Here is a 21979-nt window from a genome sequence, read left to right as displayed (position 1 = left end):
CGGGCCGGTCATTGGCCCGCGGAGAGGGTGATCGAGATCGCGCCGCCAAGATCGCCCTCCGCGCCGCCTTCCTTGGGGAAGCCGGTGATGTCGACCTCACCCTTCGGCGTGCCATGGCAGCTGAGGCAGGACGCTGCGTAATACTCGGGGATCAGCATGCGGAACTCCTCGCCTCCCTGAGCGCCCGGCACCATCTCGTACCAGGCGGCACCTTTGTCGTGGCCGGCCGCGCCGAACCGGGTCTCGATCACCTGCGCCTCCCAGGCGTCCGGCCGCGCCGTGCGGTTGCGCACCAGCTCGGGCGGTGCGGTGACCTTGACGCGGGCCAGGTCTCCCACCGCGGCGCCGAAGCGCTCGTTCACCAGCCGGGCAAAGACCGCCGGGATGAAGCCCTTGAAGCCCATGCCCTCCATGTTGATCAGCGGCTGGGACTCGGTGACCACCTCGCGCATCGCCGCCAGCTGCGCCTCGGTGAGCCGGCGCTGCAACGCGCTGAGATCGCCCTCGAGCGGGGCCGCGCCATTGGCTTCTGCATAGGTCTGCGTGACCTGCGCCATGAAGGCGTCGGGCGTCAGCCCCTTGTCGACCAGCGCGGCGTCGTTGATCCGCTCCTGGTTCGCCGAGACCACCGTCCGCCCCGCCCGCAGCAGGGCCGCGAGACGGTTGCCGGTGTCCACCTGGCTGGCCAGGTCCTGCGCTGCCAGCGGGGCCGCCAGCGCGGCCAGACAGAGCCCGGCGATGCCAAGTCCCCGGCCGCATGGCCTGCAGGCTGCACGTTTCATTCGAAGGTTCCGATCTGCACGTTCGCGGCGCGCAGGCGATCCGACAGGCTGCGCGCCAGGTTGCCAAGGATGGTTGCATAGGCGCGCGGCCGCCGCTCGGCGATCTCGCGGATCTGGTCGATGGCAAAGGCGTGGCAGACGACGGGCCCGCTGGCCACGGCGTTGGCCGACCGCAGCCCGCCGTCCAGCATCGCAAGCTCGCCAAAGGCCTGTCCGGGCCCGACCGCGCTGATCCGGCGCGTGCCCTCGGCCACCGGGATGGTGATGCTGACGACGCCGCGCGCCACCACGTAAAAGGCCAGCGCCGCCTCGCCCTGCGTGATGATATGGGTGCCCGGCGCATAGGAGAAGCTGGCCGCGGCGTTTTCCAGCAGGACGATGTCCTGGGGGTCCAGGCCGCTGAACAGCTCGGCCTGGTCGAGCCGCATCGCGTCCGCCCTGCCGCTCACGCGCGCCGCGCCGAGCACCCCGTCCTCGAATGCCTCCAGTGCGGCTTCGGTGGTCGGGGTGCCAAGCGCGTCCTCTCCGCCCTGCGCCGCCAACGCCGCGCCGAGACGGGCGGCTAGACGGTCGGGGATTTCGGTCATCAGCACGCGGCTGCCCGCGCTGCCCAGAAGACCGGGAATGCGCGACAGCAGGTCCAGCGCGGCGGCGTCGATGCTCTCGACCCTGCGGAAATCGAGCACCACGGTCCCGGCCACCCGCGCCTGGCGGCTGGCCTCGCTGGCGACGCGCTCGGCGGCGGCGAAATAGAGCGGGCCGGTCAGCTCGATGGCGGCAAAGGCGTCGCCCACGGCAGCCAGCACCTCGCGCTCGGCCCCGGTGCGCTGGCGCAGCGAGTGCACGTCCCGCGCGCCATAGATCCGCCGGATCGCCGCCGCCGGGTCAAGCGCGCTGGTGCAGGTGTGCAGCCCGAAGTCCCGCGCGAAGGTCCGGCAGACCTCGATGCCGCGCACCGAATTGCCCACCGCGTCGAGCTTCGGCGAATAGACCGCCAGACCGATCTGCCCGGGCACCACCGCCATGATCATCCCAGACACGCCGCTCTTGGCGGGCAGGCCCACGTCATAGAGCCATTGACCCGCGTAATCGTACATGCCGCAGGTGGTCATCACCGACAGCACGTCGCGCGTCACCTCGGGCGAAAACACCTGATCGCCGGTCATCGGCTGGCGGCCGAGCGTCGCCAACGTGCAGGCCATGGCGGCAAGGTCGGCGCAGTTCACCAGCACCGAGCATTGCCGGAAGTAGAGGTCCAGAACCATGTCCGGCTCCGGCTCGATCATCCCCGAGTTCAGCATCAACCAGGCGATGGCGCGGTTGCGGTGGCCGGTTTCATCCTCGGAGCGAAACACCTCCGCATCGATGTCGAGCCGCCGCCCGGCGAGCCGCGAGAACAGGTCGAGCATGTCGGCCGCCCCCGCCTCGGCGGTGGCGCGGGTGAGCAGGGAAGCGGTGACGATGGCGCCCGAGTTGACCATCGGGTTGAAGGCGCGGTTGTGCTGCTCGTCGAGCACGATCGAGTTGAACCGCTCGCCTGTCGGCTCCACCCCGACGCTGGCCAGCACCCGCTCGCGTCCCAGTTCGGTCAGCGCCTGGCCGTACATGAACGGCTTCGAGACCGACTGGATGGTCACCGCGCGATCCCAGGTACCCGCGCGGTAGAGCCGCCCGTCGGCGGTGACGATGGCAATGCCGAAATCCGACGGATCGGCGCGCCCGAGCTGCGGGATGTAGGTCGCCACCTCGCCCGCGTCGATGCCGGAAAGCGCGGCAACCAGCGCGTCGAGATACCGTCCAAGCACGCTGTTGCCCGCGTGAAACGCGTCGTCCGCAAACGGCCGCATCCGTGCCCTCCAATGCATTGTGTTCAATTCCGGCAATACTCGGCAAATGCTGACGCTACGGCAAGTTTGAATTGCCGCGGCTGGCAGTGGTTCCCCGGCGAACGCCGAACCTTTGCCCTGACGGCGGCATTGCTGCGCAGGGATCCGCCGAAGACCCAGGCGCGCCGCAAGCGCCCTGCCGGTCCTCGGCGGCCTCCGGCCAAGACTACCGCATAGCGGGAAACTCCTTGCTTGGCTGGCGTTTGGAGGCAAAACTCGCCAGAGCGCCCGAGGAGGAGAGCGCCGGTTTTGAGCAAAGTCATTTTCGAGGGGCCGGTGCCGGTCCGAACCCGTTTGTCCCGTGTCCTGAGCGCTGGCATCGCGTTTGCCGTGCTTGCCGTGCTGTCGGTGTCCTTCGTCATTTCCTTCGCTGCGCTGGTCTACTCGGGGCCGCTGGCCGGGCAGCTCGGCAAGGGGATCGGCCTTGCGCTCCTGGGCGCGGTGGGCCTGCCGCTGGTGGTCAGCCTGCGCGGCTCGTTCCGCGGAACGATCGCGCAGCCGCAGGATGTGCCCGCGCTGCTGCTGGCCGGGGCGGCGGGCGGCATCAGCGCCGCGCTTGGACCGGGCGAGACCGCCTTTGCCACCGTCGCGACGCTGACCGGCGTCTCCTCCTTGTCCGCCGCCGCCGCGCTCTATCTGGCCGGGCGCTGGCGGCTTGGCACGCTGGCGCGCTACCTGCCCTACCCGGTGATCGGCGGGTTTCTCAGCGCAACAGGGCTGCTGCTGCTGATCGGCGCCCTGTCGATGCTGGTGAAGCAGGAAGTGTCGGTCTGGTCGCTCGCGCCGCTGACGCAGCCGGGCGTGGTCTGGCACTGGGGGGCGTGGCTGCTGTTCAGCCTGTCTGCGGTGATCGTCCTGCGCGCGACGCGCTCGGAACTCGCGCTGCCTGTGCTGCTGATGTTCGGCGCAGCGGGCTTCTACGCCGCGCTCTGGCTGCTCGGCATCGACCTTGAGACCGCCGGGCGAAAGGGGCTTCTGCTTGGACCCTTCGAGGCGGCGAACTTCCTGCAGGGCCTGTCGCCCGCGCTGCCGCTTCAGGCGCAGTGGGGGCTGATCCTGCACCAGATCCCGACGGTGATCGCCATTGCCGCGATGGCCGTGCTTGGCGTGCTGGTCAACTCGAGCGGCCTCGAGGTGGCGCTGGGGCATGACTTCGACCTCGAGCGCGAGCTGAAAGTCACCGGGTTTGCGAACGGTCTTGCCGGGATGACCGGAGGCTTTCCCGGATACCACCTGATCGGCGAAACCGTGCTGGCGGCGAGAATGGGGCTGACCGGGCAAAGTTCCGCGCTTTGCGTCGCGCTCGCCGCAGCGGTGACGCTGCTCTTCGGCGCGTCGGCATTGTCGGTCTTCCCGGTCGGGCTTGCCGCCTCGGTGGTGGCCTTCCTCGGGATCGACCTGCTCTACGAATGGCTTTGGCTGCGCCGCAGGCATTTGCCGGTGATGGACATGGCGGTGATCTGGGCAATCGTGCTGACCGCCGCCACCGTGGGATTCCTGAGCGCGCTCTGTGTCGGGCTGCTGGCGGCGGTGGTGCTGTTCACCGTCTCCTACGCCGGGGTGGACGTGGTGCGTCTGCGGACAACGGGCGCGGCCCGCCGCTCCTCGGTCGAGCGCGGCCGGACCGAGCAGGCGCTGCTGGCCGGACCGGGGCGCGAAACCGCGATCTTCGAGCTCGAGGGCTACCTGTTCTTCGGCACGGCACACCGGCTGCTCGACCAGCTTCGCACCGAGCTGGGCGGACCCCGGCCGCCGAAGCGCATCGTGCTGGACTTCGCGCGGGTGACCGGCATCGACACCTCGGCCGCCCATGCCATTGCCCGCATCGCCGAGGCCTGCGCCCGGCGCCGGACCGAGCTGACGCTGAGCGCCGTGCCCGCTGCGGCCCGGCCGCTGCTGGACGGCCCTGCGGCGCTGGCATCAGCGAGCCGCCAGCCCACGCTCGACGATGCGCTGCTGGCGATCGAGAGCCGGCTGCTCGGCGATGCGCGGCCCCGGCCCGCCGAGAGCCTGCTTGAGGTGCTGTCGCGCGACTGCCCCGGTCTCGACCTGCGGCGGTTCACCGAGGTGATGCCGCTGCGCAAGGGTGCGTGCCTGATCCCCGCCGGCAGCCCCTCGGCCGAGGTCTACCAGCTGCTGACCGGCCAGCTCCGCGCCGAGATCGCAGGTGCCGACCGCCGCCCCCGCGTGGTCGCGCGGCTGCAGCCCGGCGCGCTGGTGGGCGAGATCGCCTACTATGCCGAGGTGCCGCGCACCGCGGCGGTGCTGGCCGACAGCGAGGCGACCGTGCTGCGCATCGATCTCGATCTCATCCCGGACAGCGACCAGGGGCGCGCCGCCGCCGCGATCCTGCACCGGATCGTGGCGCAGCATCTCGCGCGGCGCCTGATGCGGATGACCGAGCTGTTCCGCGACGCCGGGGTCTAGTCCGCTGCCGCGGCGCTGCCACTTTCGAGGATCGATTTCCTGAGCCGCCCGTGCACGCCCTTTTCCTGGTTCACCGACTGGGTGATGGCGAAATCCGCGGCCAGAGAGCAGAGTTGGTAAGCCTCGGTCTCGGTGATGCCCGTGCGCTCGCGGATCATCCCGATCATCTGCCGCAGCGCGATCTGAAGCGCGGTGTCGAGGCTGGCATGGAACCCCATCGAGATCAGCTCGGTCGGGGTCTCCGCGCGCGGGTGATCGATGCGCCCGGCCTCTGCCTTCAGCAGGTCAAAGCGGAAGGTGCCGGTGAGCGCGGTCTCAAGCGCGGTGATGCAGACCTCGCCATCGCCCTGGCAGCCATGCCCGTCGCCGCAGGAGAAGAGCGCTCCCTCGGCCTGCACCGGCAGGTAGAGAGTCGCCCCCTCGGTCAGCAGTTTCAGGTCCATGTTGCCACCGTGCAGCCGTGGCTGGATCGAGGTGATCTCTCCCCATTCCGGTGCCGGGGCCACGCCCATGACGCCGAAGAAGGGATCGAGCGGCAGGGTCGCGCCCCAGGGCAGGCGACAGGTCTTCGTGGCGCGGTCGATGGGGATCAGCGAGAGCGCCTGCTGCGAGACCGGGAATTCTCCGGGTAGCGTTCCCGCGGCAGGACGCACGAGGTTGAAACCCCAGTCCGCCCCCAGCTCGATGCGCTCGATCTCGACCTTCAGCACATCTCCGGGCATCGCCCCTTCGATCGCCACGGGGCCGGTCAGCAGGTGGGCGACGCGCGGCAGACCGGCGGCGAGGATCTCGCGCAGTTCGGGCTGGACGGTCATGCCCGTATCCTCGGCGGGCAGCAGTTCCTCGCGCCCCGAAAAGGTCTGGATGGTCACCCGATCGCCAGGCGCCACGGTCATCACCGGCGGAAGCTCCGACCAGAAGCGGCCCCAGTGGACGGTCTGCGGGGTGGCGGCGAGGTGGTGGTGGGTCATGTCGCTGGGCTCCGGGTTGGGTCGGGCGCAGCTTCGCGGCACGGGGACGGAAGGTAAAGCGCCACGCCCGATCCGCCCGGCCCCGCGCCGGGCAGGCCGCGCCCACGATCCCAAAAAAAGAGCGGACCCGAGGGCCCGCTCTCTCATTTCAGAATGCTCTGGCGATCAGCTGGCCATCTCGGCCCGCTTGGCCGCCAGCTCGCGTTCCTTCTTGCGGCCGAAAATCTTCATCACGACAACGAAGAACAGCGGCACGAAGAGCACGCCCAGCACGGTGCCGGTGATGGTCCCGCCCAGCACGGCCGAGCCCACCGCCTGACGTCCGCCGGCACCCGCGCCCGAGGACAGCACCAGCGGCACCACGCCCAGCGAGAAGGCCAGCGAGGTCATGATGATCGGACGGAAGCGCTGGCGCGCCGCCTCCTTCACCGCGACCAGAAGCTCTTCGCCGGCCTCGTAGCGTTCTCGGGCGAATTCCACGATCAGGATCGCGTTCTTGCCCGTCAGGCCGATCACGGTCAGCAGGCCGACCTGGAAGAAGACGCCGTTCTCGAAGCCGAACCAATAGGCCGCGCCCATGGTGCCGAGCACGCCGATCGGCATCGCCAGCATCACCGAGAAGGGGATCGTCCAGCTTTCATAGAGCGCCGCGAGGCAGAGGAAGATCGCGGCGAGCGACAGCCCGTAAAGCAGCGGTGCCGAGCCGCCCGAGGCGCGCTCTTCCAGCGAAAGACCGGTCCAGGCGATCTGGTAGCCCGGCGGCAGCTGGCTGGCGAGCTTCTCGATTTCGGCCATGGCCTCGCCGGTTGTCACGCCCGGCACGGGCGAGCCCTGGAGCTGCATTGCCGGCACGCCGTTGTAGCGGTTAAGACCTTGCGGGCCGTAGGTCCAGTTCTCCTTGGTGAAGTTGGCAAAGGGCACGAGATCGCCCGAGGCATTGCGCACCCGCCACTTCTCGAGGTCCGAGGGGGTTGCACGGCTGTCGGCCTCGCCTTGAACGTAAACCCGCTTGATCCGGCCGTTGTCGTTGAAGTCGTTGACGTACTGACCCGCCCAGGCGATCGACAGCGTGTTGCCGACGTTGGTCGGGGTCACCCCCATCGCGCCGGCGGCCCGCCAGTCGATGTCGAGATTGAACTGCGCCGCATCTTCCAGCCCCGAGGGGCGGATCGAGGCGATCAGCGGGCTTTGCGAGGCCATGCCGAGCAGCTGGTTGCGCGCGGTCAGGAGTTGCTCATGCGTCTGGCCACCCTGCGCCTGCAGGTAGAAGTCGAAGCCCGAGACGTTGCCCAGCTCGATCACCGCGGGCGGCACGATCGGGAACACCATCGCGTCGCGGATGCCCATGAAGGCAGGGAAGGCACGGCCTGCCACCGCCTGCACGCTCTGCGCGGGCGACGGGCGCTCGGACCAGTCCTTCATCCGCACGAAGGCCAGACCCATGTTCTGCCCCTGCCCGGCGAAGGAGAAGCCGACCACGCCGAACATCGAGTCCACCGCCTCGGATTCCGCTGCGAAATGCTCCTGCACCTGTTCGACCACGTCGAGCGTGCGCTCGGCGGTGGCCCCGGTCGGACCCTGGACGAGGGTCATCAGGATGCCCTGGTCCTCGTCCGGCAGGAAGCCGGTGGGGGTGTTGTTGAACAGGAAGACCATGGCATAGCCAAGCGCGCCGTAGACCACCAGCATGCGCAGCGGGCGCTTGATGATATGGCCGACGGTGCCGGCATAGCCGCCGGTCAGCTTGTCGAAGCCCTTGTTGAACCAGCCCAGCGGGCCGCGGTTGCTGTGATGCGCGTCCTTGGACTTGAGGATGGTGGCGCAGAGCGCCGGGGTCAGGGTCAGCGCGACCAGCACCGACAGGCCCATGGCCGAGACGATGGTGATCGAGAACTGCCGGTAGATGATCCCGGTCGAGCCGCCGAAGAAGGCCATCGGCACGAACACCGCCGAGAGCACCAGCGCGATGCCGACCAGTGCACCGGTGATCTGCCCCATCGACTTGCGCGTCGCCTCGCGCGGCGAAAGCCCTTCTTCCTCCATGATCCGCTCGACGTTCTCCACCACCACGATGGCGTCGTCGACGAGCAGGCCGATGGCCAGCACCATGGCGAGCATGGTCAGCGTGTTGATCGTGAAGCCCGCCATGGCGAGGATCGCGAAGGTGCCGAGGATGACGACCGGCACGGCCAGCGTCGGGATGATCGTCGCGCGGATGTTCTGCAGGAACAGCAGCATCACGAAGAACACCAGCACGATGGCCTCGATCAGGGTCTTCTGCACCTCGTGGATCGAGATCTCGATGAACGGGGTGGTGTCATAGGGGATGACGTAGCTCACGCCTTCCGGGAAGAACTCGGAGTATTCCGCAAGGCGCGTCTTCACCCGCTCGGCGGTGTCGAGCGCGTTGGCGCCCGAGGCGAGCTGCAGCGCCATGCCCGAGGCGGGCTTGCCGTTGTAGCGCGCGATGGTCGAGTAGCTCTCGGCCCCGACCTCGACCCGCGCCACGTCCTTGAGCAGCACGAGGCCGCCGTCGGTTTCCGAGCGCAGCACGATGTTGCGGAAATCCTCGGGGGTGCTGAGCAGCGACTGCGCGGTGATCGTGGCGTTGAGCTGCTGGCCCTCGGGGGCAGGCAGCGTGCCGAAGGCACCGGCCGAGATCTGCGCGTTCTGCGCCGAGACCGCGCTGACCACGTCCGACGGGGTCATTTCGAAGGCCGAGAGCTTGGACGGGTCGAGCCAGATCCGCATCGCGTATTGCGCGCCGAAGACCTGCGCCCCGCCGACGCCCTCGATCCGGCTGAACTCGTCCACGAGGTTCGAGTTCAGGTAGTCCGAGAGGTCGGCCTGATCCATGCGGCCGTCATCCGAGATCAGGCCGATCACCATCATGAAGGACGAGGAGGCCTTTTCCACGGTGACGCCGAGCCGCTGCACCGTCTCGGGCAGCAGCGAGGTCGCCTGTGACAGCTTGTTCTGCACCTGCACCTGCGCCACGTCCGGATCGGTGCCGGATTCGAAGGTCAGGGTGATCGACGAGGTGCCCGCCGAGGTCGAGGAGGACGACATGTAGCGCATGCCGTCGAGCCCGGTCATCTGCTGCTCGACGATCTGGGTGACCGTGTTGGCCACCGTCTCGGCCGAGGCACCGGGATACTGCGCGCTGATCCGGACCGAAGGCGGTGCGATCTCGGGATATTGCGCGATGGGAAGATTGAGGATCGAGAGCACCCCGATCCCCATGATGAGGATCGAGATCACCCAGGCAAAGACCGGGCGGTCGATGAAAAAGCGTGCCATTGTCAGGTTCCTTGCGTCGGGGTCACTCGCTGGCCGCGGCGGTGTCTTCGGTGCCGGCGGCGGCGCGCTCTTCCGGGGTCACGGTCTGACCCTCGGCGATCTTCTGAAGTCCGGCCACCACAACACGGTCGCCGGCCAGGAGCCCTTCGCTGACCACCCATTGATTGCCGTAGTCGCTCTCGATGGTCAGCTGGCGGGTTTCCACCACGTTCTCGGCGTTCACCACCATGGCCATCGGGCGGCCGCGGCGGTCACGGCTCACGCCTTCCTGCGGCACCAGCACGGCGGCATAGACCGAGCCCTGCGGCAACTCGACCTGCACGTACATGCCGGGCAGCAAGAAGTGGTCGGGGTTGGGGAATTCGAGGCGCAGCACGACCACGCCGGTCTGCTCGTTCACGTGCGGCTCGGCAGCGGCAAGGCGACCGGTGTGCTCGTAGAGCTCGCCGTCGGCGAGGCGCAGACTCACCTTGGCTTCACTCTCGCGCGCGGCCGCCTGGCCGCTGCGGCGCCATCGCAGCATCTCGGCGGCCGACTGGGTCACATCGACGTTCACCGTGTCGATGGCGCGGATCGTGGTCAGCGCGGTGGACTGGCCGGCAGTCACCAGCGCCCCCTGCGTCGCATCCGAGAGGCCCACGACGCCGGTCAGCGGCGCGCGGATCGTGGTGCGCTCGAGATCGATGTCGGACGACAGCAGCTGCGCCTCGGCCACTTTCACCGCGGCCTCGGCCACGTCGCGCGCCGCCAGGGCGTCATCCAGCGTCTGCTGGCTGGTCACCGAGCGGTCACGGAGCTCCTGCTGGCGTTTCAGCTCGCGGTCCGCGGAGGCAAGCGTTGCCTGCGCCTGCGCAAGGCTGGCTTCCGCCGAGGCTTTCGCGGCCTCGTAGCTCGCCGGATCGATGCGGTAGAGCGGATCGCCGCGGTTGACCGCCGTGCCTTCCTCGAAGAGGCGCTCGATGACGATGCCGCCGACCTGCGGGCGCACCTCGGCCACGCCGGAGGCCTGCACCCGCCCCGGCAGCTTGGTGGTCAGGGTCACATCGGACGATTGCAGGGTCACGACGGTGACCGGCTGCGGCGGCCGCTCGCCCTGCTGCTGGGCCGAAACGGCTGGGGCGAGCATCACGGCGGCAAGCAGGGCAAGCGGCCGCAGCACGGCAGAGGCAGATCGGATCGGCATGGGAGGACTCCGGAAACAACAATAATGTGCATCTTGCGCACAAGTCGTGAATTGCGATAAGGAAACTCAATGGTTTTGTAAAGCGCGCAGATGTACCAGCGCTACGTTTTCGAGATGACGCTGTGACCAAAGGACACCAATGACAGATTCTGCCCTTCCCGAAGACGACCAGACACCGCCCCGCCGCCGCGGACGGCCGGTTCAGATGGACCAGGAAACGCGGGAAGAGCTGGTGCTGGACGCAGCAACGCAGATGATCGCCGAGCGCGGCCTCGAGGACGCCTCGGTCGCCGCGATCGCGCGGCAGGTACACATGTCGAAGCGCACCATCTACACGATGTTCGACAGCCGAGAGGCCCTGCTGGGTGCCTGTTTCGCGCGTATTGGCGAGCGAATCTTTCGCAGCCGCGACAGCCAGACCGAGGGCGCGCCGCTCGAGGACCGGCTGCGGCACCTTCTGACGCTGAACGAGGAACCGAGTTTGAACGAGGCGCCGCTGGAACTGCTGCGCGCAGTGATCACCTCGGCGCCGACCTATCCCAAGCTGGCCTGCAGCATTCTCGAGACAGGTGCGCTCAGCCTGCGCACCCACATCGCGCGAGAGCTGTCCGAGGCCGCGGAGCGGGGCGAACTGGCGCTCAGACCCGAGCAATGCGACCCGGCCGCCGAGATGCTGATGGACATGGCCTTTGGCAACGGCATCCACAAGCTGCTCGACCCGCAGCGCTACTGCGCCTCGCCCGAGGCGCGCGCGACGCGGCGCGACCGCGCCATCAGCCTGTTCCTCGACGGCGCAAGACCGCGCTGAGGCCGATCAGGTCAGCGACGGCGTGAAGCGGGCGCTCAGGCGGTTCGCGGCACCGGGATAGGTCAGCCGCACCTCGGTCACCGTCTCGCCCTGGCGCCAGGTGCGGCGCTCCATCACCAGGCACGGCGTACCTGCCGTCAGATCGAGCAGCTTGGCGACGCGCGCCGTCGCACCGACGGCAGCAATCGTGTGTTCGGCCTCGCTCCACGGGATATGGCGCAGAAGCCAAACGCCCGGCGCCAGCTCGGCAAAGCTTTCCTCGCGCGCGGCGGGTGCCACCTCGAGATTGATCACCCGGTCCTCAAGGCAGAAGGGCTCTTCGTCGGCATAATGCAGGCATATCAGCGCCAGCACCTCTGTGCCCGCCTCGATCCCCAGCTCGCCCGCCTCGCCCGGAAGCGCCTTGCGCAGCGTCCGATCGATCACCGCGTGGCGATAGACCCCGCCGCGGGCGGTCACCTCGTCCTTGATGTCCTTGATTTCAAGCACCGCGTTCTGGCTCTGCTGCGGCATGACGATCGAGCCCGTCTTGCGCCGCCGCAGCACCAGCCCGGCATTGGCGAGCTGGGTCATCACCTTGTTCACGGTCATCCGCGAACAGCCGTATTCCGTCCGCAGCTCCTGCTCGGTCGGGATACGGTGTCCGGGCGGCCAGGCGCCGGAGAGGATCTTGCCCTCGAGGTCGCTGCGGATGCGGTCGTGCAGCGAAGCTCTGGGGGCGCTCTCCTTGCTCATGCCACTCCCCGTCAGACCAGCGTCGAGGCGCCGCGGTCAAGGTAGGTGTCGAGGAACTGTTCGAGACGCGGATGCCGAGGCTTGGCAAAAGCCTTCGACGGCGCGTCGGTGAACAGCAGCTTGCCGTGGTCAAGGAAGCTGATCTGATTGCCCACGGTGGCGGCAAAGCCGATCTCGTGGGTCACCACGACCATGGTCATGCCTTCGGCCGCGAGGCTGCGCATCACGTTCAGCACCTCGCCGGTCAGTTCCGGGTCGAGCGCCGAGGTCGGCTCGTCGAAGAGCATGATCTTGGGCTCCAGCGCGAGCGAGCGGGCGATGGCGACGCGCTGCTGCTGGCCGCCCGAGAGCTGGCTGGGGTAGTGCCCGGCGCGGTTCTCCAGACCAACCTTGCGCAGCTGCACCATGGCCTTTTCCTCGGCCTCGGCCTTGCCCATCTTGCGCACCCGGCGCAGCGCCGCCGAGACGTTGCCGAGCGCGGTCATATGCGGCCAGAGGTTGAACTGCTGGAACACCATGCCGATCTGCGAGCGCACCTTGCGCAGCTCGGTCGCGCTCTGGCGCTGGCGCTTGCCCGCGCCGTCGTAGACGAAACCGAGCGGCGCGCCCTCGATGAAGATCGAGCCGTCGGTGGCCTCTTCGAGGAAGGCCATGCAGCGCAGCAGCGTCGACTTGCCCGAGCCCGAGGGGCCGATCAGGCAGGATACCTGCCCGCGCGGGATTTCCAGCGAGATGTCATCGAGCACGGTGGTCGTGCCGAAGCGTTTCACCAGATGCTGAACGGAGATCGCGTTGTCGCTCATGCCTTGGCCAGCCTGTATCTTGAGAGTTTCTTTTCCGCGAGCCGCCCCAGCAGGCCCGCCAGTTCGACCAGCACCCAGTAGACGAGCGCGATCAGCACCATCGCCTCGACGAAGGCGTATTCCTGCGAGCCGATGGCGCTGGCGGTCATCGTCATCTCGGGCACCGTGATGAGCGAGAGCAGCGCCGTCTCCTTCAGCAGGATGATCGCCATGTTGACCGAGGGCGGGATCACCAGCAGCGCCATTTCGGGCAGCAGGATGTTGCGGATGATCTGGATGCGGGTGAAGCCGAGGCATTCCGCCGCCTCGACATGGCCCGGCGGCACCGACTGGTAGCCGGCGCGGAAGATCTCGGCGAAATAGGCCGCGCCGTAGATGCTCAGCGCCAGCAGACCCGCCGGCAGTGCGTCCAGCGACAGGCCGATGTAGGGGCCGCCGAAGTAGAGCAGGAAGAGCTGCACCAGGAAGGGCGTGCCGCGGATCACCTCGATCGGCACGGTCAGCGCCTTGTCGACGATCACGCCGCCGTAGCGCCGCGCGGTGGCGATGACAAAACCGATCACCGCGGCGAAGAGCGTGCCGACGACCCAGACAAAGATCGTCATGCCGATGCCGGAGACCAGCGCGTCCTGCTTCGAGAGGATGACGTTGAAATCAAAGCCCATCACTTGCCTCCCACGCCCGGCAGGCGGCGTTCGAGCTGGCGGCCCGCCGTGGCCACCACGAGGTTGATCACCAGGTAGATGAGCCCGGCGCTGGCGTAGATCTCCAGCGGCATGAAGGTCGAGGCGACGAGGTTCTGCGCCATGCGGGTCAGCTCGATGAGACCGACGACCGAGACCAGCGACGAGGCCTTGAGGATCAGGATCGCCTCGTTGATCAGCGCCGGCAGCGTCAGCCGCAGGGCGATCGGCACGCGGATGTGGAAGAAGGTCTGCACCGGGCTGAAGCCCGCCATGTCGGCGCTTTCCACGAGGCCGGTGGGCACCCCCTCGAAGCCGCCGCGCAGGTTTTCCGCCTGGTAGGCGGCGGTGCAGATCGACAGGCCGATGATCGCGGTGACCAGCGAGGGGATTTGGATCCCGACCACCGGCAGCAGGTTGTAGAGCAGCAGCAGCTGCACCAGCAGCGGCGTGCCGCGGAAGAAGGAGATGAAGAATTTCGCGAACCATTGCAGCGGGCGGATGCCCGACAGGTTCGCCGCCGACAGAAGGATCGCCAGGAACAGGCCGATCAGGATCGAAACCGTGCTGACGAAGATCGTCATCAGCGAGGCCTCGAGCAGCAGGTTGAAGAGTTTCCAGCTCATGTTCCGGGAATTGCCTCGGGCTTGGCGTGTGTTACGGGGGAGAAAAATGCCGGCGGTGGCCCCATGGGACCGGCCGCCGGCCAGGCCGAAAGGGCCGGTCCGGGTGAACGGACCGGCAGGGATCGCGTTAGATGTTGGGCTCGGTCACGGCGTCGGGCGTGTCGAAGGTCTGGCCAAACCACTTCTGCTGCATCTCGCCGAGGCGGCCGTCTGCCTTCATCTTGAGGATCGCGGCGTCGATCGCGTCCATCAGCGAGGCGTGGTCATCGTCCTTCAGGCCGGGGAAGCCGAAGTAGGTCTTGGTTCCGAAGGGCGCAACCACCGCGAAGATCTCGGGGCGCTGCTGCGCCACGAAGGCGATGTTCGGCAGCGAGTTGGCGACACCGGCAATGCGGCCCGCGGCGAGGTCGGCATAGGCCTCGTTGAACGAGACGTAGTCCTTGGTTTCCGGCGCCGGGGTCAGCGTCTTGCCGAACTCTTCGAGCTGGGCGAGCTGTGCGGTGGCGTGGCCGGAGCCGATGGTCTTGCCGGCGATGTCCTCGGGCTTGGTGATCGAATCATCCTTGGCCGACTTCAGCAGGGCCACGGTGGCCTCGGCGATCGGCGGGGTGAAGCGGTAGCGCTCCATCCGGGCCTTGGTGATGGTTGCGGGGCCCGCGACCATGTCGAACTGGCCCGCTTCGAGGCCCGGCAGAACACCGGCCCAGTCGAGGGTGATCCACTCGATCTCGACGCCCAGTTCCTCGCCGATGGCGGCGAAGACGTCCATGTTGAGGCCGACGTGATCACCCGCGTCGATGTAGTCGAACGGGGCAAAGGCGGTCTCGGTGCCGACCTTCATGACGCCGGCTTCCTTGATGCGTGCCAGCGCGTCCTGCGCCTGGGCCGCTGCGGCCCCACCCATCAGAAGCGCGGCACCCGCGAGTGCGGAGATGACTTTGTTGCGCATATTCAGTAGTCTCCCTGTTGTCGGTCCCTGCCATACCTCGGGCCGGGTTCCGATTTTGACTATACAAAAAGGGACCACGCCTGCCCCTCATGTCAATCCCTGCCGTTGGGCCTTTTCATGCGGCTTTGTGACAGGCAAGGGCAAGCGCCCAAAAAAAAGGCGCATACCCATAGGTCATCCGCGACTAAAGATCGAAGATCTTGCCGGGGTTCATCAGATTTGCCGGATCGACCGCACGCTTGAGCGTCTTCATCAACGCCAGCGCCGCGCCGTGCTCTGCCTCCATGTAGCTCTTCTTGCCCAGCCCGACGCCATGCTCGCCAGTGGCGGTGCCGCCCATGGCGATGGCGCGTTCGACCAGACGCCCGTGTGCCTCGCGCACCCTCTGCTTCTCGGCCGAGTCGGTCTCGTCGAACAGCATCACGAGGTGGAAATTGCCGTCCCCGACATGCCCGTGCATCGGCGCGATGATGCCCTCGGACTCGAGGTCGGCGCCGGTTTCGGACAGGATGCGCGGCAGTTCGGAGACCGGAACGCAGACGTCGGTGGACAGCGACTTGCAGCCCGGCCGCAGTCCCCGCGCGGCGTAGAGCGCCGAATGCCGCAGCGCCCAGACCCTGCTGTAATCCTCTGGCGTCTCGACCGGGTGCAGCACCGCCTCATGCTCCGACGCCAGCGCATCGAAGGTGTCGCGGTCGGCGTCGACCTGGCTCTCGGAGCCCGCCAGGTCCACCAGCAGCGTCGGCTGCTCGGGCAGCGCGGTCTTATTGTAGGCGTTGATCGCCTTGACCTGCAGCGCGTCCATCAGCTCGATGCGGTTCAGGCAGAGCCCGAATTGCAGCGCCTCGACCACGGTCTGCGTCGCCGCCTCGATGCCGGGGAAACTGTAGAGCCCGGCCTTCGCCATTTCGGGAATGCCGGTCAGCCGCAGCGTGAGCTCGGTGATGATCCCCAGCGTGCCCTCGGCCCCGATGAAGAGATGTGTCAGGTCGTAGCCCGACGAGGATTTCCGCGCCCGCCCGCCGGTGTGGATGATCTGCCCGTCGGGCAGCACCACGGTCAGCCCCATAACCAGATCGGCCATGGTGCCATGGCGCACGGTCATCGTGCCCGAGGCGCGGGTCGAGGCCATGCCGCCGAGCGTCGCATGGGCACCGATGTCGATGGGCAGGAAGAGCCCGGTTGCCCGCAATTCCTCGTTCAGCGCCTGCCGGGTGAGCCCGGCCTGCACGGTGCAGTCCATGTCCTCGGGAGTGACGCGCAGCAGCTTGTCCATCTGCGAGAGATCGATGCAGAGCCCGCCATGGGTGGCGTTCACCTGCCCCTCGATGCAGCTGCCCGCGCCGAAGGGCACGATCGGGCAGCCATGGGCGGCACAGATCTGAACGGCCTGCGCCACCTCCTCGGTGCTTCGCGCCATGAACACCGCGTCGGGCAGGGCCGCCGGGTGCCAGCTGTCCCCTGCCCCGTGCTGCGCGCGGACCGCCTCGCCCCGCTCGATACGGCCCGGAAAGGCGGCTTCAAGGTCGGCGAAGGCGGTCTCGTGTCGTGTCACCCCAGGATCCCCGGCAGGTTGAGTTGATGCTCGCGGGCGCAGTCGAGGGCGATCTCGTAGCCCGCGTCCGCGTGCCGCATAACGCCTGTCGCAGGGTCATTCCAGAGCACGCGCGCCAGACGCTTGTCCGCCGCCTCGGTGCCGTCGCAGCAGATCACCATGCCGGAGTGCTGCGAGAAGCCCATGCCGACGCCGCCGCCGTGGTGCAGCGACACCCAGGTCGCGCCCGAGGCGGTGTTGAGCAGCGCGTTAAGCAGCGGCCAGTCCGAGACCGCATCCGAGCCGTCCTTCATCGCCTCGGTCTCGCGGTTCGGCGAGGCCACCGAGCCGCTGTCGAGGTGGTCGCGGCCGATCACGATCGGCGCCTTCAGCTCGCCGTTGCGGACCATCTCGTTGAACGCGAGGCCGAGCTTGTGGCGCAGCCCGAGGCCGACCCAGCAGATCCGCGCCGGCAGGCCCTGGAAGGCGATGCGCTCGCGCGCCATGTCGAGCCAGTTGTGCAGGTGCGGATCGTCGATCAACTCCTTCACCTTCTGGTCGGTCTTGTAGATATCCTCGGGATCGCCCGAGAGCGCGGCCCAGCGGAACGGGCCGACGCCGCGGCAGAACAGCGGGCGGATGTAGGCGGGCACGAAGCCGGGGAAGGCAAAGGCGTCCTCGAGCCCCTCCTCCAGCGCCATCTGGCGGATGTTGTTGCCGTAATCCAGCGTCGGCACACCGGCGTTCCAGAAGTCGACCATCGCCGCGACGTGGTCGCGCATGGAGGCCTTGGCCGCCTTGGTGACGCCCTTGGGGTCGCTCTCCTGCTTCGCGCGCCACTCGGCGACGGTCCAGCCCTTCGGCAGGTAGCCATGCACCGGGTCATGCGCCGAGGTCTGGTCGGTCACGATATCCGGACGCCCGTTCGGCATCGGCTCGCCCGCCTTCATCCGGCGCACCAGCTCGGGGAAGACGTCGGCGGCATTGGCGATCAGCGCCACCGACTTTGCCTCGCCCGCCTTGGTCCAGCGGTCGATCATCGCCAGCGCCTCGTCGAGGCTGTGGGTCTTCTCGTCGCAATAGCGGGTGCGGATGCGGAAGTCGGCGCGGGTCTCGTCGCATTCCACGGCGAGGCAGCAGGCCCCGGCCATCACCGCCGCCAGCGGCTGCGCGCCGCCCATGCCGCCAAGACCGCCGGTGAGGATCCACTTGCCCTTGAGGTTGCCCTCGTAGTGCTGGCGGCCCGCCTCGACGAAGGTCTCGTAGGTGCCCTGCACGATGCCCTGCGCGCCGATGTAGATCCAGGACCCGGCGGTCATCTGGCCGTACATCGCCAGGCCCTTCTTATCGAGCTCGTTGAAATGGTCCCAGTTTGCCCAATGCGGCACGAGGTTCGAGTTGGCGATCAGCACGCGCGGCGCGTCGGGATGGGTGCGGAACACGCCCACCGGCTTGCCCGATTGCACCAACAGCGTCTCGTCCTCCTCGAGCTTCTTCAGCGCATCGACGATGCGGTCGAAGTCTTCCCAGGTGCGGGCGGCGCGGCCGATGCCGCCGTAGACCACCAGTTCGTGCGGGTTCTCGGCGACGTCGGGGTGCAGGTTGTTCATCAGCATGCGCATCGGCGCTTCGGTCAGCCAGCTCTTGGCCGTGATCTCGGTGCCGGTGGCGGGGAAGACGTCGCGCAGGTTGTGGCGGGGGTTGGTCATCCGGGGACTCCTCGTTGGGCAGAGTTATTTGGCAAGCGCGGGCGCGAGCGCCTCGATCCGCTTGAGCACTTCGGCAAGATGGACCCGCAGCTTGGCGGCCTTGCTCTCGTCATAGGCATAAGGGGCCACTTCGCTTTCGAGGTGGGTGTCCTGCGCCAGCTCCATCTGGATGGCGTGAAAGCCTTCCTCGGGGCGGCCGTAGTGGCGTGTGGTCCAGCCGCCGGTGAAACGGCCGTTGAGCACCGAGGTATAACCCTCGGCAGCGGCGCAGACCTCGGTGGTCGCGGCCTCGATCGACGCGTCGCAGGTCGTCCCCCCGGCCGTGCCGATGTTGAAATCGGGCAGCTTTCCGTCAAAGAGGAACGGGATGTGCGAGCGGATCGAGTGGCAATCGTAAAGGATCGCCACGCCGTGTTTCGCCCGCACCCGCTCAAGCTCGGCCAGCAGCGCCGCATGATAGGGCGCGTGGAAAACTTCGCGGCGGGCGGCGATCTCGGCCGCGTCCGGCTCCTCGGTCCAGATCGGCGCGCCGTCGAAATCGGTCAGCGGCACCAGCCCGGTGGTGTTCTGCCCCGGATAGAGGCTGGCGCCGTCCGGCGGGCGGTTGGCGTCGATCACGTAGCGGTGGAAGGTGGCGCGCACCATGGTGGCCCCCGGCAGCAGCCCCTCGTAGAGCCTGTGGATGTGCCAGTCGGTGTCGCTCAGTTCCTGACCGCGCGGGGTGAGCCTGTCGAAGATCTCGTCCGGCAGGTAGGTGCCGGTGTGCGGCAGGCCGATGACGACGGGGCTGTCGCCCCGGGTGACGGTGACGGGTTCGTTTCTCACAACGCTTCCTCCAGTCCCGCGGCGGCCAGCAGGTCGCCTTCGCGTACCAGCGCGGCACCCTTTTCCAGATCCGGGGCAAGGTAGCGGTCGTTCTCCAGCGGCGCGACATGCTCGCGGATCTTAGCGACGACACGCGCCAGCCGGTGCGAGGTCTTCAGCGGGGCGCGGAAGTCGACGCCCTGCGCCGCGCAAAGCGCCTCGACCCCGAGGATCACCGACAGGTTGCGGTTCATCAGCCCGAGACGGCGCGCGCCGTGGGCGGCCATGGACACGTGGTCCTCCTGGTTGGCCGAGGTCGGCGTGCTGTCGGTCGAGCAGGGGTTGGCGAGATGCTTGTTCTCGGACATCAGCGCGGCGGTGGTCACCTCGGCGATCATGTAGCCCGAGTTGAGCCCCGGCGCGGGCGTCAGGAAGGGCGGCAGGTCGTGGTTCATCGCCGGGTCGACCATCAGCGCCACGCGGCGCTGCGCGATGGCCCCGATCTCCGAAAGCGCCAGCGCGATCTGGTCGGCAGCGAAGGCCACCGGCTCGGCGTGGAAGTTGCCGCCCGAGACGATCTGCCCCGGCCCCAGCACCAGCGGGTTGTCGGTGACCGCGTTGGCCTCGATCTCGAGCGTGGTCGCCGCGTAGCGCAGCAGGTCGATGGCAGCACCGGCCACCTGCGGCTGGCAGCGGATGCAGTAGGGATCCTGCACGCGGGTATCGCCCTCGCGGTGGCTCTCGCGGATCTCCGAGCCGTCCATCAGCTCACGGATGCCCGCGGCGACCTCGATCTGCCCGCGGTGGCCGCGCAGCGTGTGGATCTCGGCGCGGGTGGGCGCGGTGGAGCCCATGATCGCGTCGGTGGTGAGGCTGGCGGTAACAATGGAGGTCTGCGCGTTGCGCCAGCCCTCGAAGAGCCCGACAAGCGCAAGTGCGGTCGAGAACTGCGTGCCGTTGATCAGCGCGAGGCCTTCCTTGGGCCCCAGCACCACCGGCTCCAGACCGGCCTTGGCCAGCGCCTCGGCGCCATGCAGGACCTCGCCGTCAAACTCCGCCTGCCCTGCGCCAAGCAGCACGGCGGTCATATGCGCCAGCGGCGCGAGGTCCCCCGAGGCGCCGACCGAGCCCTGGCAGGGCACGACCGGGGTCACGCCCTTTTCGAGCATCGCTTCCAGCAGATCGACCGTCTGCACCTGCACACCCGAGGCGCCGCGCCCGAGGCTGAGCAGCTTGAGCGCCATCATCAGGCGCGTGGTGGCGCGGGGCAGCGGCTCGCCGACGCCGCAGCAATGCGACAGGATCAGGTTGCGCTGCAGCGTCGCCGTGTCCTCGGGCGCGATCTTGATCGAGGCGAGCTTGCCGAAGCCGGTATTCACGCCGTAGATCGCCTCCGACCCGGCCGCGGCATCTGCGACGACCTTGGCCGAGGCCGCGATGGCGGGGCGGGCCGCATCGTCGAGACGGGCGGGCGCATCGGTTCGCCAGAGCTGTTCGAGCTGCGCCAGCGTGGCGGTGCCGGGGGTGAGGATCATGCTTGGCCTCCGAAAATGCGGGCGTGGAGCGGGTTGAACCCGATGCGATAGGACAGCTCTGCCGGGCTGTCGGTGTTCCAGATATTGAGATCGGCGCGCTGGCCCGCGACGATCCGGCCCCGGTCGCTGAAGCCCAGCGCCTTGGCCGCGTTCACGGTCACCCCGCGCAGCGCCTCTTCCGGCGTCATGCGGAAGAGCGTGCAGCCCATGTTCATGGTCAGCAGCAGCGAGGTGAGCGGCGAGGTGCCGGGGTTGGCGTCGGTCGAGAGCGCCATGGGCACGTTGTGTTGGCGGAAGGCCGCGACGGGCGGTGCCTGCGTCTCGTGGATGGCGTAGAAGGCACCGGGCAGCAGCACGGCGACCATGCCCGCCTGCGCCATCGCCTCGGCATCGGCCTCGGTGGCATATTCCACGTGATCGGCCGAAAGCGCGCCGTACTTGGCCGCCAGCTGGATGCCGCCCTGATGCGACAGCTGCTCGGCGTGCAGCTTGACCGGCAGGCCGAGCCGTTGCGCCTCGGCAAAGACCGGCTCCATTTCCGCGGCGGAGAAGGCGATGCCCTCGCAGAAGCCGTCGACCGCATCCACGAGCCCTTCGGCATGGGCCGCGCGCAGGGTCGGCAGGCAGACCTCGTCGATGTATTGCGCCTTGGTCCCTTGCCATTCCGGCGGCAGCGCGTGCGCGCCGAGGAAGGTGGTCACCACGTTGACAGGGCGCAGCTCGGCGAGTTTGCGCGCGACACGCAGCAGGCGCAGCTCGGTGTCGCGGTCGAGCCCGTAGCCGGACTTGATCTCTACCGTCGTGACACCTTCGGCCAGCAGCGCATCGAGCCGTGGCAGGGCTTGCGCGATCAGCGCGCCCTCATCCGCCGCGCGGGTGTGGCGCACGGTCGAGGCGATGCCGCCCCCGGCGCGGGCGATTTCCTCGTAGCTGGCACCCTCGAGGCGCATCTCGAACTCGCGGGCGCGCGAGCCGCCGTAGACGAGGTGGGTGTGGCAATCGGTCAGCGCGGGCGTCACCAGACGACCCTCAAGCTCGGTCACCTGCCAGTCGGCAAAGGTTTCGGGCAGCTCTGCCATGGGGCCGACCCAGGCGATGGTTGCGCCGTCGATAGCGACCGCGCCGCCCTCGAGAAGCCCGTAGCCCCTCTCCCCCTCGAGCGTCACCAGGGTTCCGCCGCGCAGCACCTGTTGCTTTGTCATTTCGATTCTCCCGGTCGTTGCGTCTTTATGTCTATACAATTG

At 68.2% G+C, this 21979-nt stretch carries 17 protein-coding genes; 2 read left to right on the top strand and 15 right to left on the bottom strand.

Features of this window, described 5'->3' with window-relative positions; all coding sequences use genetic code 11:
* Positions 1-8: 8 nt before the first annotated feature.
* A complete protein-coding gene (locus IQ782_RS21015; protein WP_194136634.1) occupies positions 9-782 on the bottom strand; it encodes a Tll0287-like domain-containing protein in 774 nt (257 codons plus the stop codon).
* Entirely contained in the window at positions 779-2629 is a 1851-nt protein-coding gene (gene glsA, locus IQ782_RS21010) for a glutaminase A (protein WP_194136633.1), read from the bottom strand. Before glsA ends, IQ782_RS21015 begins: the two co-directional genes overlap by 4 nt.
* Positions 2630-2917: 288 nt before the next feature.
* Between glsA and IQ782_RS21005 the strand changes: the two genes are divergently transcribed.
* Complete coding sequence (locus IQ782_RS21005) at positions 2918-5095, top strand: SulP family inorganic anion transporter (RefSeq protein ID WP_194136632.1); 2178 nt, start codon at positions 2918-2920, stop codon at positions 5093-5095.
* Here the strand turns inward: IQ782_RS21005 and IQ782_RS21000 are convergent.
* The 3 genes from IQ782_RS21000 to IQ782_RS20990 form a co-directional block, all read right to left on the bottom strand.
* Entirely contained in the window at positions 5092-6066 is a 975-nt protein-coding gene (locus IQ782_RS21000; protein WP_194136631.1) for an acetamidase/formamidase family protein, read from the bottom strand. The two genes, IQ782_RS21005 and IQ782_RS21000, sit on opposite strands and share 4 nt — an antisense overlap.
* Before the next feature lie 165 nt (positions 6067-6231).
* A complete protein-coding gene (locus tag IQ782_RS20995) occupies positions 6232-9366 on the bottom strand; it encodes an efflux RND transporter permease subunit (protein WP_194136630.1) in 3135 nt (1044 codons plus the stop codon).
* 22 nt (positions 9367-9388) lie between these two features.
* Positions 9389-10549, bottom strand: a complete 1161-nt coding sequence (locus IQ782_RS20990; protein WP_194136629.1) for an efflux RND transporter periplasmic adaptor subunit — start codon at positions 10547-10549, stop codon at positions 9389-9391.
* Positions 10550-10754: 205 nt separating this feature from the next.
* Here IQ782_RS20990 and IQ782_RS20985 point away from each other — a divergent pair, with 205 nt between their 5' ends.
* Complete coding sequence (locus IQ782_RS20985) at positions 10755-11357, top strand: TetR/AcrR family transcriptional regulator (protein WP_240989452.1); 603 nt, start codon at positions 10755-10757, stop codon at positions 11355-11357.
* A 6-nt stretch (positions 11358-11363) separates the two neighbouring features.
* Here the strand turns inward: IQ782_RS20985 and hutC are convergent, their stop codons facing one another.
* The 10 genes from hutC to hutI form a co-directional block, all read right to left on the bottom strand.
* The gene (gene hutC / locus IQ782_RS20980; protein WP_194136627.1) at positions 11364-12092 is read right to left on the bottom strand and encodes a histidine utilization repressor; all 729 of its coding nucleotides are present in this window, start codon (positions 12090-12092) and stop codon (positions 11364-11366) included.
* Positions 12093-12103: 11 nt separating this feature from the next.
* Positions 12104-12895 (bottom strand): amino acid ABC transporter ATP-binding protein, encoded by a 792-nt coding sequence (locus IQ782_RS20975; protein WP_194136626.1) that lies wholly within the window; start codon positions 12893-12895, stop codon positions 12104-12106.
* A complete protein-coding gene (locus IQ782_RS20970) occupies positions 12892-13560 on the bottom strand; it encodes an amino acid ABC transporter permease (protein WP_194136625.1) in 669 nt (222 codons plus the stop codon). The genes IQ782_RS20975 and IQ782_RS20970 overlap by 4 nt, the downstream gene beginning before the upstream one ends.
* The gene (locus IQ782_RS20965) at positions 13560-14204 is read right to left on the bottom strand and encodes an amino acid ABC transporter permease (protein ID WP_194136624.1); all 645 of its coding nucleotides are present in this window, start codon (positions 14202-14204) and stop codon (positions 13560-13562) included. The genes IQ782_RS20970 and IQ782_RS20965 overlap by 1 nt, the downstream gene beginning before the upstream one ends.
* A 127-nt stretch (positions 14205-14331) precedes the next feature.
* A complete protein-coding gene (locus IQ782_RS20960; protein ID WP_095882666.1) occupies positions 14332-15153 on the bottom strand; it encodes a transporter substrate-binding domain-containing protein in 822 nt (273 codons plus the stop codon).
* A gap of 184 nt (positions 15154-15337) precedes the next feature.
* Positions 15338-16708 (bottom strand): FAD-linked oxidase C-terminal domain-containing protein, encoded by a 1371-nt coding sequence (locus tag IQ782_RS20955; RefSeq protein WP_194136623.1) that lies wholly within the window; start codon positions 16706-16708, stop codon positions 15338-15340.
* Positions 16705-18396 carry a urocanate hydratase gene (gene hutU, locus IQ782_RS20950; protein WP_194136622.1) on the bottom strand — a complete coding sequence of 564 codons (1692 nt, stop codon included), beginning with the start codon at positions 18394-18396 and terminating at the stop codon, positions 16705-16707. The genes IQ782_RS20955 and hutU overlap by 4 nt, the downstream gene beginning before the upstream one ends.
* A 24-nt stretch (positions 18397-18420) precedes the next feature.
* Complete coding sequence (hutG, locus tag IQ782_RS20945; RefSeq protein WP_194136621.1) at positions 18421-19221, bottom strand: N-formylglutamate deformylase; 801 nt, start codon at positions 19219-19221, stop codon at positions 18421-18423.
* A complete protein-coding gene (gene hutH, locus IQ782_RS20940; protein ID WP_194136620.1) occupies positions 19218-20735 on the bottom strand; it encodes a histidine ammonia-lyase in 1518 nt (505 codons plus the stop codon). The genes hutG and hutH overlap by 4 nt, the downstream gene beginning before the upstream one ends.
* A complete protein-coding gene (gene hutI / locus IQ782_RS20935) occupies positions 20732-21937 on the bottom strand; it encodes an imidazolonepropionase (protein ID WP_194136619.1) in 1206 nt (401 codons plus the stop codon). Before hutI ends, hutH begins: the two co-directional genes overlap by 4 nt.
* Positions 21938-21979: the final 42 nt, after the last annotated feature.

It is taken from the genome of Salipiger mangrovisoli, from assembly GCF_015223355.1.
Taxonomy (GTDB): domain Bacteria; phylum Pseudomonadota; class Alphaproteobacteria; order Rhodobacterales; family Rhodobacteraceae; genus Salipiger; species Salipiger mangrovisoli.
This window is presented reverse-complemented; position numbering and strand designations above follow the sequence as displayed.